The organism is Streptosporangium album, from assembly GCF_014203795.1.
Classification (GTDB): domain Bacteria; phylum Actinomycetota; class Actinomycetes; order Streptosporangiales; family Streptosporangiaceae; genus Streptosporangium; species Streptosporangium album.
The window spans coordinates 282449-296661 of the sequence record NZ_JACHJU010000005.1 but is presented as its reverse complement, the minus strand read 5'-3'; the positions used below and the strand labels follow the sequence as shown (position 1 = coordinate 296661).

At 69.8% G+C, this 14213-nt stretch carries 17 protein-coding genes; 11 read left to right on the top strand and 6 right to left on the bottom strand.

Features of this window, described 5'->3' with window-relative positions; genetic code table 11:
* The first annotated feature begins 554 nt into the window (after positions 1-554).
* From FHR32_RS37780 to FHR32_RS37745, 8 genes are read left to right on the top strand one after another with little or no spacing between them, the layout of a single operon-like run.
* On the top strand, positions 555-2192 hold the full coding sequence (locus tag FHR32_RS37780) for a TIGR04028 family ABC transporter substrate-binding protein (RefSeq protein WP_184759268.1): 1638 nt from the start codon (positions 555-557) through the stop codon (positions 2190-2192).
* Positions 2192-3136: an ABC transporter permease gene (locus FHR32_RS37775; RefSeq protein WP_184759267.1), complete on the top strand. Its 945-nt coding sequence runs from the start codon at positions 2192-2194 to the stop codon at positions 3134-3136. The genes FHR32_RS37780 and FHR32_RS37775 overlap by 1 nt, the downstream gene beginning before the upstream one ends.
* Positions 3133-3942 carry an ABC transporter permease gene (locus FHR32_RS37770; RefSeq protein ID WP_184759266.1) on the top strand — a complete coding sequence of 270 codons (810 nt, stop codon included), beginning with the start codon at positions 3133-3135 and terminating at the stop codon, positions 3940-3942. The genes FHR32_RS37775 and FHR32_RS37770 overlap by 4 nt, the downstream gene beginning before the upstream one ends.
* Positions 3939-5543 (top strand): dipeptide ABC transporter ATP-binding protein, encoded by a 1605-nt coding sequence (locus FHR32_RS37765; protein ID WP_184759265.1) that lies wholly within the window; start codon positions 3939-3941, stop codon positions 5541-5543. Before FHR32_RS37770 ends, FHR32_RS37765 begins: the two co-directional genes overlap by 4 nt.
* Positions 5540-6574 carry a putative FMN-dependent luciferase-like monooxygenase gene (locus tag FHR32_RS37760; protein ID WP_184759264.1) on the top strand — a complete coding sequence of 345 codons (1035 nt, stop codon included), beginning with the start codon at positions 5540-5542 and terminating at the stop codon, positions 6572-6574. The genes FHR32_RS37765 and FHR32_RS37760 overlap by 4 nt, the downstream gene beginning before the upstream one ends.
* Positions 6571-7170: a CMD domain protein gene (locus FHR32_RS37755; protein WP_184759263.1), complete on the top strand. Its 600-nt coding sequence runs from the start codon at positions 6571-6573 to the stop codon at positions 7168-7170. The genes FHR32_RS37760 and FHR32_RS37755 overlap by 4 nt, the downstream gene beginning before the upstream one ends.
* Positions 7167-7796, top strand: coding sequence for an alkylhydroperoxidase domain protein (locus FHR32_RS37750; protein WP_184759262.1), 630 nt, complete (start codon positions 7167-7169; stop codon positions 7794-7796). Before FHR32_RS37755 ends, FHR32_RS37750 begins: the two co-directional genes overlap by 4 nt.
* Positions 7793-7972, top strand: a complete 180-nt coding sequence (locus tag FHR32_RS37745) for a VOC family protein (protein ID WP_312882888.1) — start codon at positions 7793-7795, stop codon at positions 7970-7972. The genes FHR32_RS37750 and FHR32_RS37745 overlap by 4 nt, the downstream gene beginning before the upstream one ends.
* A 72-nt stretch (positions 7973-8044) precedes the next feature.
* On the opposite strand, the gene FHR32_RS37740 is transcribed toward FHR32_RS37745, so the two are convergent.
* The 4 genes from FHR32_RS37740 to FHR32_RS37725 are packed head-to-tail and all read right to left on the bottom strand — an operon-like array spanning position 8045 to position 10977.
* Complete coding sequence (locus FHR32_RS37740; protein WP_184759261.1) at positions 8045-8689, bottom strand: response regulator transcription factor; 645 nt, start codon at positions 8687-8689, stop codon at positions 8045-8047.
* A complete protein-coding gene (locus FHR32_RS46985; RefSeq protein WP_312882887.1) occupies positions 8680-9252 on the bottom strand; it encodes a sensor histidine kinase in 573 nt (190 codons plus the stop codon). Before FHR32_RS46985 ends, FHR32_RS37740 begins: the two co-directional genes overlap by 10 nt.
* Positions 9253-9262: 10 nt before the next feature.
* The gene (locus FHR32_RS37730) at positions 9263-10066 is read right to left on the bottom strand and encodes an ABC transporter permease (protein WP_184759259.1); all 804 of its coding nucleotides are present in this window, start codon (positions 10064-10066) and stop codon (positions 9263-9265) included.
* On the bottom strand, positions 10063-10977 hold the full coding sequence (locus FHR32_RS37725; RefSeq protein WP_184759258.1) for an ATP-binding cassette domain-containing protein: 915 nt from the start codon (positions 10975-10977) through the stop codon (positions 10063-10065). The genes FHR32_RS37730 and FHR32_RS37725 overlap by 4 nt, the downstream gene beginning before the upstream one ends.
* 174 nt (positions 10978-11151) lie before the next feature.
* On the opposite strand from FHR32_RS37725, the gene FHR32_RS37720 reads away from it, so the two are divergent.
* The 3 genes from FHR32_RS37720 (at position 11152) to FHR32_RS37710 (ending at position 13316) form a co-directional block, all read left to right on the top strand.
* Positions 11152-12558 (top strand): serine hydrolase domain-containing protein, encoded by a 1407-nt coding sequence (locus tag FHR32_RS37720; RefSeq protein ID WP_184759257.1) that lies wholly within the window; start codon positions 11152-11154, stop codon positions 12556-12558.
* 93 nt (positions 12559-12651) lie between these two features.
* The gene (locus FHR32_RS37715) at positions 12652-12969 is read left to right on the top strand and encodes an aldo/keto reductase (RefSeq protein ID WP_312882886.1); all 318 of its coding nucleotides are present in this window, start codon (positions 12652-12654) and stop codon (positions 12967-12969) included.
* A 20-nt stretch (positions 12970-12989) separates the two neighbouring features.
* The gene (locus tag FHR32_RS37710) at positions 12990-13316 is read left to right on the top strand and encodes a transposase (RefSeq protein WP_184759256.1); all 327 of its coding nucleotides are present in this window, start codon (positions 12990-12992) and stop codon (positions 13314-13316) included.
* Positions 13317-13388: 72 nt separating this feature from the next.
* On the opposite strand, the gene FHR32_RS47535 is transcribed toward FHR32_RS37710, so the two are convergent.
* Positions 13389-13709, bottom strand: coding sequence for a helix-turn-helix transcriptional regulator (locus FHR32_RS47535; RefSeq protein ID WP_376773447.1), 321 nt, complete (start codon positions 13707-13709; stop codon positions 13389-13391).
* Positions 13710-13719: 10 nt separating this feature from the next.
* Entirely contained in the window at positions 13720-14160 is a 441-nt protein-coding gene (locus FHR32_RS43620) for a helix-turn-helix domain-containing protein (protein WP_221466770.1), read from the bottom strand.
* Positions 14161-14213: the final 53 nt, after the last annotated feature.

Below are 14213 nucleotides of genomic sequence, written 5' to 3'. Positions count from 1 at the left end.
AATCGCGCGATGATGGGGCGAGAGGCCGGGTGGCCGGCACGACGGTCGCCGCCAAGGCGGTGGTGACCGTCACCTGACACGGCCCGATCGAGACGAGCCCGATGTGAAACGAGCCCAGGTCAGCCACGCCGGCCTGGGCTCGCGGCTTCGCGCACGCCGCCTCCGGAGTTTTGAAGCAGCCTTCAACACCGCGGAGGCGACTCAAGCTGCTACGTCTCAGTATGCGGACAGGTTTTTCCCTACTGTTCAGGTAGGATATTATGGTTTTATGATCGGCAGCAGCAATCACCGCACGGCAGCGGATCGCGGCATGCGCCCGCTCCCGGTGCGAGACGGCACCGGCATGCGGCACCGCCGTACCGCGAACCGTTGGAGCCCATCCTGTAGCTGAGGCTCCGCGGATTCCAGGATCCGACGGGCCGGCGGCCGTTCAGCGCCGCACCCCTCTCTCCCCGCGTTCCCCGCGTCGCCGGCTGCCGCCGTGGGGCGCCTCCGCACGGCTCGTCTCACATACCGGCCGGCCCCATCTCTTGTTCACGAAGGGCGATCACCTCATGCCACCATCCAGACTGCGGTCCACGACAGCGGTGAGCGTCGCCGTGCTCGCCGTCGCGGGACTCCTCGCCGCCTGCGGCGGGGAAAGCCCGTCCAACGGCGCGAAGGCCACCGGCGGACCGGTGTACGGAGGCACGCTGACGTATCTCGAACACCAGCCCCCGACCTGCCTCTACCTGCCGGCCGCGGGCTTCTATCCGAACGGTGGCGTGCTGAACCAGCTCACCGACAAGCTCACCTGGCAGAACCCCAAGACGCTGGAGGTCGAGCCGTGGATCGCCACGTCCTGGGAGGTCAACGGCGACGCCACCGAATACACCTTCCACCTCCGTGAAGGCGTTACCTTCAGCGACGGCAGCCCGCTCGACGCGTCGGCCGTCGCCGCGAACTTCGACGTCTACGGCCTCGGCGACCCAGATCTGAAGCTCCCGCCGGCCGAGTTCGTGAACAACTACGACCGCAGCCAGGTCATCGACCCGCGCACCGTGAAGTTCTTCTTCAAGCAGCCGTCGCCCGGCTTCCTCCAGGGCACCTCGGTCATCGGCGCCGGCCTCGTGGCCAAGTCGACGATCTCGCGCCCCTACGAGGAACAGTGCCAGCTCAAGAACATCGTCGGCTCCGGACCGTTCACCGTGGCAAGCCAGGTCGTCGACAAGGAGATCGACCTGGCCGCCCGGAAGGACTACAACTGGGCGCCGGCGTCCTCGGCACACCAGGGGCGCGCCTACCTCGACAAGATCAAGATGATCGTCACTCCGGAGGACAGCGTACGTGTCGGCGCGCTGACCTCCGGGCAGGCCGACTACGTGCGCTACGTGCAGGCGTACGACGAGGAGACGGTGAAGAACGCCGGTTTCACCATCTACGCCGAGCCGACCCGCGGCGTCAACAACGGCCTGTACCTGCGGCCGGCCAACAGCATCCTGAGCGACGTCAACGTCCGCAAGGCACTGCAGGCGGGCACCAACGCGAAGGAGGTCGTGGACACCCTGTTCACCGCGGGCTACCCGGTCGCGACCTCGGTCCTCAGCCACCTGGCGCAGGGCTACGTCGACCTGTCCAAGGAGCTCGCCTATGACCCGGACAGGGCCAACGCGCTGCTCGACCGGGCCGGTTGGACGCGCGGCGCCGACGGCGTCCGCGAGAAGGCCGGACGGAAGCTGGAACTGGGTGTCTTCGTCTCCGGTCCGCAGCCGCTGTCGAAGCAGACCCTCGAACTGGTCGCCCAGCAGTGGACCAAGATCGGCGTGAAGCTGGAGATCCGGCCCGCCGACGCCGGCACGCAGGCGGTGGACATCAAGGACGCGGAGAAGACGGCCATCGCGCACTCGATGGTCGGCCGCGCCGACCAGGACGTGATCAAGAGCCACTTCCACAGCAAGAACCGGGACGTCATCCTCTCCAAGGACCCGAAGCTGGATCACCTGCTGGAGGAGGAGTCCGCGCTCGCCGACAAGGCCGCGCGCAACGCGAAGGTCGCCGAGATCCAGCGGTACGTGGTGGACCAGGGCTACGCGATCCCGCTGTTCGAGGAGCCGCAGGTGTACGGCGCCGCGCCGTACGTGCAGGGGGTCGCCTTCGAGGCGGTCGCCCGGCCGGCCTTCTACTCGGTCTGGCTGTCGAACCAGGCAAAGTGATGACCAGATATCTCGCATTGCGGATCGGGCAGGCGGCCCTCGTGTTGTGGGTCGCCTTCACCGCCAGCTACGTGCTGCTGCAGATCCTGCCGGGTGACTCGATCTTGATCAAGTTCCAGAACCCGGAGCTGGGTCTGTCACCCGCGCAGATCGCCGAGATCCGCGCCTACTACGGGAGCGACGCGCCGGCGATCATCGGCTACCTCCACACGATGCTCGGCTTCCTGCGCGGGGGCTTCGGCTACTCGATCGACACGGGCACCCCGGTGGTCGAGCGGCTGGCCGAGGCGCTGCCGGAGACGGCCAAGCTGGCCACCGCCGGATTCACCCTGGCCGTGCTGATCGCCGTGCTGATCGCGTTCGCCGCGAGCTACAGCCGGCTCGCCTGGATCCGCGGCGCGCTGCTGGCCGTGCCGTCGCTGTTCGTCTCGGTCCCCACCTTCTGGCTCGGCATCCTCCTGATCCAGGTGTTCTCGTTCCGGCTCAAGCTGGTGCCGGTCATCGGAGGCGGCGAGGTGCAGCAACTCATCCTGCCGGTCCTGACCCTGGCCATACCGATCTCGGCGCCGATCGCGCAGGTGCTCGCCCGCAGCCTCGACCAGGTCTACACCCAACCGTTCGTCTCGGTCGTCGCGGCCAAGGGAGCCTCGCGCTGGTGGATCCTGTGGCGGCACGTGGCGCGCAACGCACTGCTGCCGACGCTGACGATCGCCGGCCTGACCTTCGGCGAGCTCATCGCCGGGTCGGTCATCACCGAGACGGTCTTCGGCCGCAACGGCATCGGCCGCCTCACCGAGCAGGCGGTCAACGCGCAGGACACACCGGTGATGCTGGCCGTCGTCGTACTCGCGACCACCGTCTTCGTGCTGGTCAACCTCGCGGTCGACCTGCTCTTCCCGGTGCTCGACCCACGGCTCAAGGCGAAGGTCGGTGCCACCGCATGAGGACTGGATCCCACCGGCTGGGCGTGAGCCTGGTGCTCGCCTGGCTCGTGATCGCCCTCGTCGTGCTCTGGGCCGTCGTGCCAGGCCTGTTCACCGCGGCCGACCCGATCGTGGGCATACCCGCGGAGAAGCTGCGGGGCCCGGGGCCTGACCATCTCTTCGGTACCGACGCCGTGGGCCGTGACCTGTTCACCCGCGTCGTGTACGGGGCCGTCCACTCCCTGTCCGGGGCGTTCGTCGCGGTCGCGGTGGGGCTGGTGCTGGGTACGCTGCTCGGCCTGCTCGCCGGATCGGCAGGCGGCGTGCTCGACGAGCTCGTCATGCGCGCGGTCGACGTGCTGCTCTCGGTGCCGGGGCTGCTGCTCGCACTGACCATGATCATCTTGCTCGGGCACGGCACCGTCAACGTCGCGATCGCGGTGGGGATCGGCTCGGTCGCGGCCTTCGCCCGCCTGTCCCGGTCGGAGGTCGTACGGGTCCGGCGCACCGACTACGTCGAGGCCGCGTTCGGCAGCGGTGGCCGCTTCGTGACCGTTTTGTGGCGCCATGTGCTGCCCAACTCGCTCGGCCCCGTCATCGCACTCGCCGCCCTGCAGTTCGGCGTCGCGATCCTGGCCATCTCCACCCTCGGCTTCCTCGGGTACGGCGCCGAGCCGCCCACGCCGGAGTGGGGACTGCTCGTCTCGGAGGGGCGCAACTACCTGGCGACCTCCTGGTGGCTGACCTCGCTGCCGGGCGCCGTCGTCGTGTCAGTGGTGCTCGCCGCCAGCCGGATCAGCCGATCCATAGGACGGGAGAACTCATGAACCTGCTCGACGTACGCGACCTCGCGGTCTCGTACCGGACCGACCGGCGCGCGCTGCGGGCGGTCGAGGGAATCTCGTTCGCTGTCGACCCCGGTGAGGTGGTCGCGGTCGTCGGCGAGTCTGGCTCCGGCAAGTCGACCACGGCGCATGCGATCATCGGGTTACTGCCGCCGAACGGATCCGTCGACGGCGGGCAGATCCTGCTGAACGGCACGGACATCGCCGGCTGGTCGTCGCGGCGGCTGGAGTCGGTGCGCGGCGCCCAGATCGGCCTGATCCCGCAGGATCCGTCGAGCTCGCTGAACCCGGTCAAGACCATCGGCGCCCAGATCGGTGAGACCCTGCGCATCCACGGACGCGGCTCCCGGCGCGCGATCTCGCGCCGGGTCATCGAACTGCTCACCCGGGTCGGGCTGTCCGACCCGGAGCTGCGCGCCCGGCAGTTCCCGCACGAGCTCTCCGGCGGCATGCGCCAGCGCGTGCTCATCGCCATCGCCATCGCGCTCGAACCGCGGCTCATCATCGCCGACGAGCCGACGAGCGCGCTGGACGTCACCGTGCAGCGGCGCATCCTCGACCTCATCGACGGGCTCCGCGCGGAGTTCGGCACGGCGGTGCTCTTCGTGACCCACGACCTCGGCGTCGCGGCGGACCGGTCGGACCGGCTCGTCGTCATGAAGGACGGGCGGATCGAGGAGAAGGGCACGACCAAGGCCGTGCTGGCGGCCCCGAAGGCCGAGTACACGAGGCGGCTGCTGAGCGACGCCCCCGCGCTGTCGGTGCGGGAGTTCCGGGTCCCGGCCCCGGAGACGTCCGCACAGGACGCCGCCATCGTCGTCCGCGACCTGGTCAAGGAGTTCCGCGTCAGGGGAAAGCCCTTCCGCGCGGTCGACGGGGTGTCCTTCGAGGTACGGCGCGGCTCGACGCACGCGCTCGTCGGGGAGTCCGGGTCGGGCAAGACGACCACGGCGCGCATGGTCGTGCGGTTCGCCGATCCGACCTCCGGATCGGTCACGGTCGGCGGGGTCGAGACGGCCGGCCTGCGCGGCGACGCGCTGCGCCGACTCCGCCGCCGCGTCCAGCTCGTCTACCAGAACCCGACCGGCTCGCTCGACCCGCGGCAGCCGGTCGCCGACATCGTGGAGGAGCCGCTGCGCAACTTCCGGCTCGGTGACCAGACGTCGCGCCGTATCCGCGTGCGCGACCTCCTCGATCGGGTCGCCCTGCCGGCGAGCGTGCTCACCCGCAGTCCTCGGGAGCTGTCCGGCGGCCAGCGGCAGCGGGTGGCCATCGCCCGCGCGCTCGCCGTCGACCCGGAGGTGGTCGTGCTCGACGAGGCGGTCTCCGCGCTCGACGTGAGCGTGCAGGCGCAGATCCTCGACCTGCTCGAAGCGCTGCAGCGCGACCTCGGCCTCACCTACCTGTTCATCTCGCACGACCTGCCCGTGGTGCGGCAGATCTCGCACACCGTGTCAGTCATGAATAAAGGACGCATTGTGGAATTCGGAAACACGCAACAGGTCTTCACCGGCCCACAGCACGCCTACACCCGCGAGCTGCTGGCAGCCATCCCGGGCGTGGCCGCGGAGACGGTGCGATGATCGGCCGGCGACTCGGGTTCTTCACCCGGCTGCTCGACGACGCACCGGCGGGCGAGCGCTACCGGCTCGCCATCGAGCAGATCAGGCACGCGGAGGCCATCGGGTTCGACACGGCGTGGGTGGCCCAGCACCACTTCGACGAGGCCGAGGGAGGGCTGCCGGCGCCGCTGGTGTTCCTCAGCAATGTGGCGGCGCGGACCAGCCGCATCCGCCTCGGCACCGGCATCATCACGCTGCCCCTGGAACATCCGGTGCGCGTGGCCGAGGACGCGGCCGTGCTCGACCTGCTCTCCGGCGGCCGGCTGGAGGTGGGGGTGGGCAGCGGCGGCACACCGTCGTCGTTCGCCGCGTTCGGGCAGGACAGCGCGCGCCGTTCGGCCACCTACGCCGAGCACCTCGCGATGCTCGTCGACGCCTGGTCGGGGGGCGCCCTCGGCGAGGGCGACCGGCTCTACCCACCGGCACCGCACCTGCCCGACGCCATCTGGGAGGCGACCTTCTCGGTGAGCGGCGGAGCGCGCGCCGGCCGGGCCGGCAACGGTCTCATGCTCTCGCGCACCCAGCCGCGCACCGAGGACGCTCCGCACGCGACGCTCGCGGAGATCCAGCGGCCCATCGTGGACGCGTACTACGAGAACCTGCCGTCCGGGATGACCCCGCGGGTCATGGCCTCGCGGACGGCCTTCGTGGCCGACAGCCGCACGGAGGCGCTGCGTTACGCCGAGATCGGGCTGGCCCGCGCCGTCCGCTACTTCAGGGCGGCGGGCTTCCGGGTGCCCGACGGGGGGCTCGACGTGCTCATACCCGCGTTCGACGTCCACCTGGGGACTCCGGACGAGGTCATCGCCAGCCTCGGCGCCGACCCGACGCTCGACCGGGTGACCGATCTGGTCTTCCAGGTGCACTCGATCGACCCGCCGCACCCGCTCATCCTCCGCTCCATCGAGCTGCTCGCGAGCGAGGTCGCGCCCGCGCTCGGCTGGGCGCCGCGATCCACCGCCGTCACCTCCACACAACTGAGCAGGACATGAGCACCGACATCATCAACCGCCTGGCCGGCATCGAGCCGGGCTCCCGTATCGATCATCTGCGCGACCGGCGGCCGGCCGCCCGAGAGAACGCCCAGCGCAGCTACCGCGCGCTCTTCTCCCCGGAGTCCCCCGGCGAGGTCGCCCAGGCCGAGCGCCACGCGGTCGCGGCATTCGTGACCGGGCTCCACCAGGACGCCGTGGTCGCGCGGTTCTACGCCGACCGGCTCGCCGAGCTCTCAGCGGAGCTGCCGGCCGCGGTCGCGCGGGAGGTCGAGGCCGCCAGGACCACCGGCCCTTACGGTGCCTACCCCGCCGGGGGTCCGCTCGCCTCGGAGAGCGTCGAGGGCCTCGTCTACCGGGTACGCGACCGCGACACACTGGGCGACCGGCTCTCCGCCGCCCTGGAGCACGCGCACCTGCTCGTGTTCCGCCCGCGCGAGTCCAGTCCCGAGGCGCTCCGGAGGCTCATCGACGCCGGCTGGACCACCTCGGGCATCGTGACGCTCTCGCAGCTCGTCGCCTTCCTCAGCTTCCAGGTGCGCGTGATCGCGGGCCTACGGCTGCTCGACACCATCCAGAAGGGAGCGCGGTCATGACCGACACCGTGCTCGGCCACCCCGATCTCGACCGCCCGCTCGCCTTCACGCAGGAGGAGCTCGGCTGGGTGCCGTGGCTCGCGCCGCTCACCGAGGAGGAACTGAGCGACCACCACTGGGAGGCGCTCGTCGACAGGCGACGCGCCAAGTCGCCGTACTTCCTGCTGCTCGCCCGCGACCCGCAGATCCTGCACGCGCGCACCGGAACCGACAACGACATCTTCTACAACGCGGACGCCGGGCTGCCGCGCGAGGAGCGCGAACTCGCGGCGGCCGCGACCTCGCGCCACAACGGCTGCGTCTTCTGCGCCTCCGTGCACGCGCGGTTCGCCTCGCACTACTCCAAGCGCCGCGACGACGTGCAGCGCCTCCTGGACGACGGGGTCGACGCCCCCCAGGACGAGCGCTGGCGTGCCGTCATCGACGCCTCGGTGGCTCTCGCGGAGACCCCCGGCGCGCTCACCGCGGAGCACCTCGACGCGCTCCGTACGGCAGGCCTCGACGACCTCGCGATCAGCGACGTGATCCACGCGGCCGCGTTCTTCAACTGGGCCAACCGGCTCATGCTCTCCCTGGGGGAACCCACCGCACCCGCGCCGCGGGCCGACCGGAAGGAAGATCAGTGACCGATTCGCACCTGGACCACCTCGTTTACGCGGTGCCCGGCCTCGTCGCCGGAGTCGCCGAGTTCGCGGCGCGCACCGGAGTCACCCCGGCCGCCGGGGGCAGCCACCCCGGTGGGACGCCAACTACCTCGTCGGCCTCGGCCCGACCGCCTACCTGGAGATCATCGGCTCGGTGACACGGGTCGACGCGGCGGCTCGCGGCGTGGCTACCCCCGCAGATCCCGCTGGGTGAGACCGTCGCGCTGCGATCAGTTGTCGAGGTAGCGCAGGATGGCCAGGACTCTGCGGCTGTAGCTGGGATCGCGGGGCAGGTCGAGCTTGTCCATGATGGCGTTGACGTGTTTTTCGACGGTGCTGAGCGACACGTGCAGGCGTTCGGCGATCGCCGTGTTGACGTAGCCTTGCGCGAGGTGCCGCATCACCTCCGTCTCGCGCGGGCTCAGCCTGCTCAGCGGGTCGGCGTGGGTGGTGCAGGCGAGCAGTTGGCGGACCACTTCGGGGTCGATGACCGTGCCGCCCGCACGTATCCGCTCCAGCGAGTCCAGGAAGTCGGCCACTTCCGAGACCCGGTCCTTGAGCAGGTAGCCCAGCCCCTCGGTGGTTCCCGCCAGGAGCGTGGCGGCGTAGGTCTTCTCCACGTACTGGGACAGGACGAGCACGCCGACGTCCGGGCGGCGTCCGCGGATCTCCAGTGCCGCCCGCAGCCCTTCGTCGGTGTGCGTCGGCGGCATGCGTACGTCGACGACGGCCACGTCGGTGCGGTGCAGTTCGACGGCGTCGAGCAGCGCCCGCGCGTCGCCGACGGCGGCGACGACCTCGTGCCCGGCGTCGTCGAGTAGCCGGATCAGGCCCTCGCGGAGCAGCACCGAGTCGTCGGCCAGGATCAGCCGCACGGCGCGTCCTTGGGCAGCGTGGTCGCGATCTTGGTGGGGCCACCTGGCGGACTGTCGACGGTGAATACTCCGTCGAGCGCCAGGACGCGTCTGGCCAGCGCCACTCCTCGTTGCTGCACGCCGTCGTGCAGGTCGCGCTCGATCCTGCGCCGCTCGTCGTCCACGGCCCGGACGATGCCTGAGCGGGTCGCGGTCAGCTCGGCGATGCGCCTGCGCATCAGCTCCTGCCCGCCCGGCCCGAGGAAGTGGTCGGCCAGCCGCCGTTCGGCGACACCTACGGCGATGACTCCGAGCACGATCAGGACCAGCAGGAATCCCGCGGTGGTCAGCCTGAGGATCCCGCTGTTGGTGATCACTTTCACGCCGGGGAGGTTGACCGGCACGGCCTCGGTCTCGCCCATGACGATGTCCCACACCCCTCCGAACAGGAGCAGGCCGCTGAAGAAACAGCCCGGCCGCGAAGCCGTACCCTGCCAGCACCCCCACAGCGGCGCGGGCACCGAGAAAGCCGTATCCACCGCCCGTCCATCTGCCGGGGTGCGCGCGATGCGGTTACCTGGCACGATCGGCAGTCTAGGCGTCACGCCGGCGCAGTACCGCATAGCCGGTCGCCAACGCCGCCGCCGTCCAAGCGAGCAGCCAGGCCAGCCCCTCCCCGGCTCCTAGGGGGATCGGGCCGCCGGTCAGGTTGTCGGTGCTGCCCATGAAGGCCAGCCCCGCGAACAGCGGCATGCGCAACGAGGCCTCCAAAGCCGCCTGGCTGCCCGTCGTCAGCAGCATCAGCGGCAGGCCCATCAGCAGCATGAACACCACGCTCAGGGTGCCCGCGGCACTGCGCACCGCGGTGCCCACGCCCATCGTCATCACCGATACCAGGGCGAAGAAGACACCCACGCTCAGGAGATCGAGCGCGACCTCGGCGGTAGGCAGCGCCGCATAACCGCCGAACACGTCGGCGGACAACGCCGCGTAGACGACCGCCGTGGCCACCCCCCCGGACAGCACACCCACGGCGAACATCACCGGCACCACCGCCAGCACTTTCGCGGCAAGCATCCGGCCGCGGATCGGCGTGGCCTGCAGCGTGCTCCGGATGCCGCCCGACGCGTATTCCGAGGTGATCACCAGCATCGCCAGGGCGACCAGCGCGAACTGAACGAACGACGTCGCCGACACCACCGGCTCGCTCGCCGTCAGGTGTGCCCCCTTGACACCTTCGCGCCGCATGTCGGTGGCCGCAGCCCCGCCGAGCGTCACGGCGCTGACCACCATGAGCACCGTCGTGCCGGCCAGGCACCACCAGGTGGAGCGGACCGACCACAGCTTCGCCCACTCGGCACCGACCGACTGGACCAGCTCTCTGACCCGCATGGTCACACCCCCACCTTCCGTGCGCCGTACTCCACGCTGCTCGCCGTCAACTCCTGGTAGGCCTGCTCCAGCGAGGCTTCGCGGGTACGCAGCTCGTGCAGCCGGATACCCGCCTCGTACGCCAGGTCACCGATGCGCTCGATCGCGGCGCCGGTGGCGACGAGTTCGTTCTCCCCGGGCCGCTCCACCCGGATCCCGGCGGCTCTCAGCCGTACGGACAGATCGGCCGCGTGCGGGGTGCGGACGACCACGGCGGCCAGGGAACTGCGCGCGATGACCTCCGCCAGCGGCGCGTCCATGATGAGGCGTCCCTTGCCGATCACGACCAGGTGGTCGGCGGTCAGCTGCATCTCGCTCATCAGGTGGCTGGAGACGAACACCGTGCGGCCTTCCTCGGCCAGCGAGCGCATCAGGTGGCGCACCCAGCGCACCCCGTCGGGGTCGAGTCCGTTGACGGGTTCGTCGAACATCAGCACCTCGGGATCGCCCAGCAGCGCGGCCGCGATGCCGAGCCGCTGGCTCATGCCCAGCGACAGCGCACCGGCCCGCTTACGCGCCGCATCCGCCATCCCGACCCTTTCCAGGACCTCCGTCACCCGGCTGCGCGCGATGCCGTTGCTGCGCGCCAGCGCCACCAGATGCGCATGTCCGCTACGTCCGGGATGCAGCGCCCGCGCGTCCAGCATCGCGCCGACCGTCCGCAGCGGGTTCCTGATCTCGTGGTACGGGACGCCGGCGATCAGCGCTGTGCCCGCGGTGGGGTGGTCGAGCCCGAGGATCAGACGCATCGTCGTCGACTTGCCTGCCCCGTTCGGCCCGAGGAAGCCGGTCACCGTGCCCGGCTTCACCTCCACAGACAGGTCATCGACGACCATCCGGTCACCGTAGCGTTTGCACAAACCCTTGAGACTGATCACGCCGGCCAACGCTAGGCAGCCGCCGGGACGGCCGCCATGGAGGCGAACCTCCGACTTCAATGGCGGAAAACCGTAAACCCCGCATCCGGAGGAGCCGTGATAGCGGTTTTCCGTAAGGAATGCGGAGGTGTCCCGCAATGGTCCCGGACTCAGGGGCGTCACTAGCTTCGGCGGGTGCTCAGAAACACTCTTGCGGCGATCTGTCTCGCCCTGCTCCCTTCCTCCGGCCAGATCCCGCCACACGACATCACCCCCGCGTCGGTGGACGCGTTCGTCGCGCGGTACCGCGAGGCGACCGGGCTGCCCGGGGTCGCGGTCGCGATCACGAAGGGCACGAAGGTCGTCCACGCCAAGGGGTACGGCGAGACCGCTTCCGGCGATCCGGTGACAGCCGGCACTCCCATGGCCGTCGCGTCGGTCAGCAAGTCCTTCACCTCCCTCGCCGTCATGCAACTGGTGGAGAAAGGCGAGGTCACGCTCGACCAGCCGGTGCGCGGTTACCTGCCCGAGTTCACGATGGCGGATCCGAGGGCAGCGAAGATCACCGTGCGGCAGTTGCTCAACCAGACATCAGGCATGGCCGACTCGGCCTTCCGCGAGAAGAGCCTGCCTCAGCCCGACACGCTCGAAGGTGCCGTGGCACGACTCAGGACGGCGAAGCTCGCCTCGGACCCGGGAACCGCCTTCAGCTACCACAACACCAACTACCAGGTCGCCGCACGGCTCGTCGAAGTAGTGAGCGGCCAGCCGTTCGCCGCCTACCTCCACGCGCACGTGTTCACCCCGCTCGGCATGCGCCACAGCACAACGATCGACACCGACCGCGACCTGCCCGGCAGCGCCCGTGGCCATCTGTACATCCTCGGCCAGGCCGTCGCCCTGCCGGAGCCGACCGGTTTCGGCAACGGCTCCGGCGGGGTCCTCAGCACCGCCAACGACATGGCCCGGTGGCTGATCGCGCAGAACAACGGCATCCTCTCCCCCGAAAGCGTCACGGAGATGCGCACCCCTTCCAGACAGAACGGGAAGTACGCCCTCGGCTGGACGATCGGCGAGACCGAACGCGGCACCCCCGTCATCGAGCACAGCGGCGACCTGTTCACCTCCACGGCCGACCAACTGCTGATGCCGGAATCCGGGTACGGCGTCGCGGTCATGGCGAACACCGGAATGGCCTTCGCCGACGCCGGTGCCCTCATGGACGGCATAGTCGCCATGATCGAGGAAGGCACACCCAAGATCCCCTCCTCGCCGCCCTATCTTGCCACCGACATCCTCTTCATACTGCTGACCCTGGTGACCATCGGGCTGGCGGTGCGCGGCGTGGCCCGCTCCCGGCGATGGGCCACCCGCCGTACCGGATGGCAGCGGTGGCGGCTCCTGCCCTATCTGGTGCCGCTCGCGCTGTGCGCGGCGATCGCCCCGATCTTCCGCGTGCTCGCCCGGGGCAGCGACATCATGTGGATTCAGGTGATCTACCTCTACCCGACGTTCATGATCTGGATAGTGACAGCCGCGATCGCGTGCACGGCGGTGGTGGCCGCACGGCTCTGCAGCGCTGCACGTCAACGACTTCGATGAGGTGTCCCTCGTATCGAGAAAGGACTTCCGCCGCCGCGCCCTGGCCGAATACGGACGCGCCAGGACGGCCGAGACCGAAGAGAGGACGATGGCGTGACGCTGCCAACCGCGAAGCTCGGAAGGACCGGATTGCAGGCGAGCCGCCTCGGCTACGGAGCGATGGAGATGCGCGGGCCGCAGGCGTGGGGCAAACCGGTAAGCGACGATCAGGCCCGCACGGCATTGAACACGGTCCTCGACTCGGGAGTGAACCTCATCGACACGTCGCCGGACTACGGCGACGCCGAGGAGCACATCGGCCGCTGGATTTCCCACAGGCGCGACGAGTTCGTCCTCTCCAGCAAGTGCGGCTGCCCACTCGCTGCGGACGGTGACCCACGGTGCTCTTCCCCTCCTAGCGTGAAGACCTGACCTAAGGAGAAGGTTGGGTCGTGGGAGAGACCAGACGCAGGTTCGACCCGGAATTCCGCGAAGGTGCGGCGCGCATCGTTCGGGAGACGGGAAGATCGGTCGCGCAGGTCGCCAGGGACCTGGGTACCAACACGGGCACGCCGGCCAACTGTGTGCAGACGGACCGCCTGGCCCGTGAGAGGGATGCCGGTGCGAGCGAGGAACCGGCTGAATCCGAGCGTGAGGAACTCGCGCGGCTGCGCAGACAGCGGACCGAGTGGGCCAAGGAACGCACGGAGCTGGAGATGGCGCGCGATGTGCTCAAGCACTCGGTGGTCTTGTGCGTCGCCCGCGCCAGTCGAGAGTGAGCTGCTCGGCGCGCCGGAGCACGAGGAGGACGGCCCCATCGCAGACAAGAGAACCGCCGCACCGCGACGCGGCTACAGCCACCCTTCGCGTTGGGCGTGCATGCCGGCCTGGAACCGGGTACGCACACCGAGCTTGTCCATGAGCCTGCGCACTCGCCGCTGGACGGTGCTCGGATGCCAGCCCAGCTGGCGGGCTATGGACTCGTCGGTCAGTCTGGCGGCGAGCAGTGTCGGCAGGCGGCGGTTGTCGCCACTGAGCGTGTCGCCCTTGACCGAGTACGGCGAGGCCCGGTTCCACGCCGACTCGAACAGCGCCCGCAGAGCGGTCAGCAGGGAGGAGGTGTGGATGATCAGGACGCTGTCGGCGGTGGCGGGCCGCCAGAGCGAGATCATGCCGACGTGGTCATCGGCCAGCATCAGCTTGACCGGCACCGCCGAGGCCACCCTGGCCTGTTCGCCGTGCATGATGTGCGACTCGATGTCCTCCAGCCGCCCGGGGACGGTCAGGGCGGTGGTGTCGTAGACCACGCGGTAGCCGATGCCGAGGGCGTGCCGCGCGGAAGCGCTCGGTCAGCACCAGGGAGTTCACCCTGATCCGCTGTAGCTCCTCCTCGCGAGCGCGGATCAGCATCTCGACGGCGACCTCGGGGGGTGCCGCCGAATACCGCGTGGGGCGTCCCGCCATCCGGGCGACCAGGCCCTTGTCCTGGAGCGCGCGTAGCGCGGCGGAGAAGGTCGCCATCCCGGTCAGGTCGCGCAGCTCGGCCTCCGTCATTGCGGCACCGTCCAGCAGTGCCTGGTAGACGGCCTCCTCCCGGCTGGTCAGTCCGAGGGCTTCGAGCACGCGATCTCTCCACAGTAGTGCCGTTTTTACGCTATTGCCCGCTTTTGGCCACG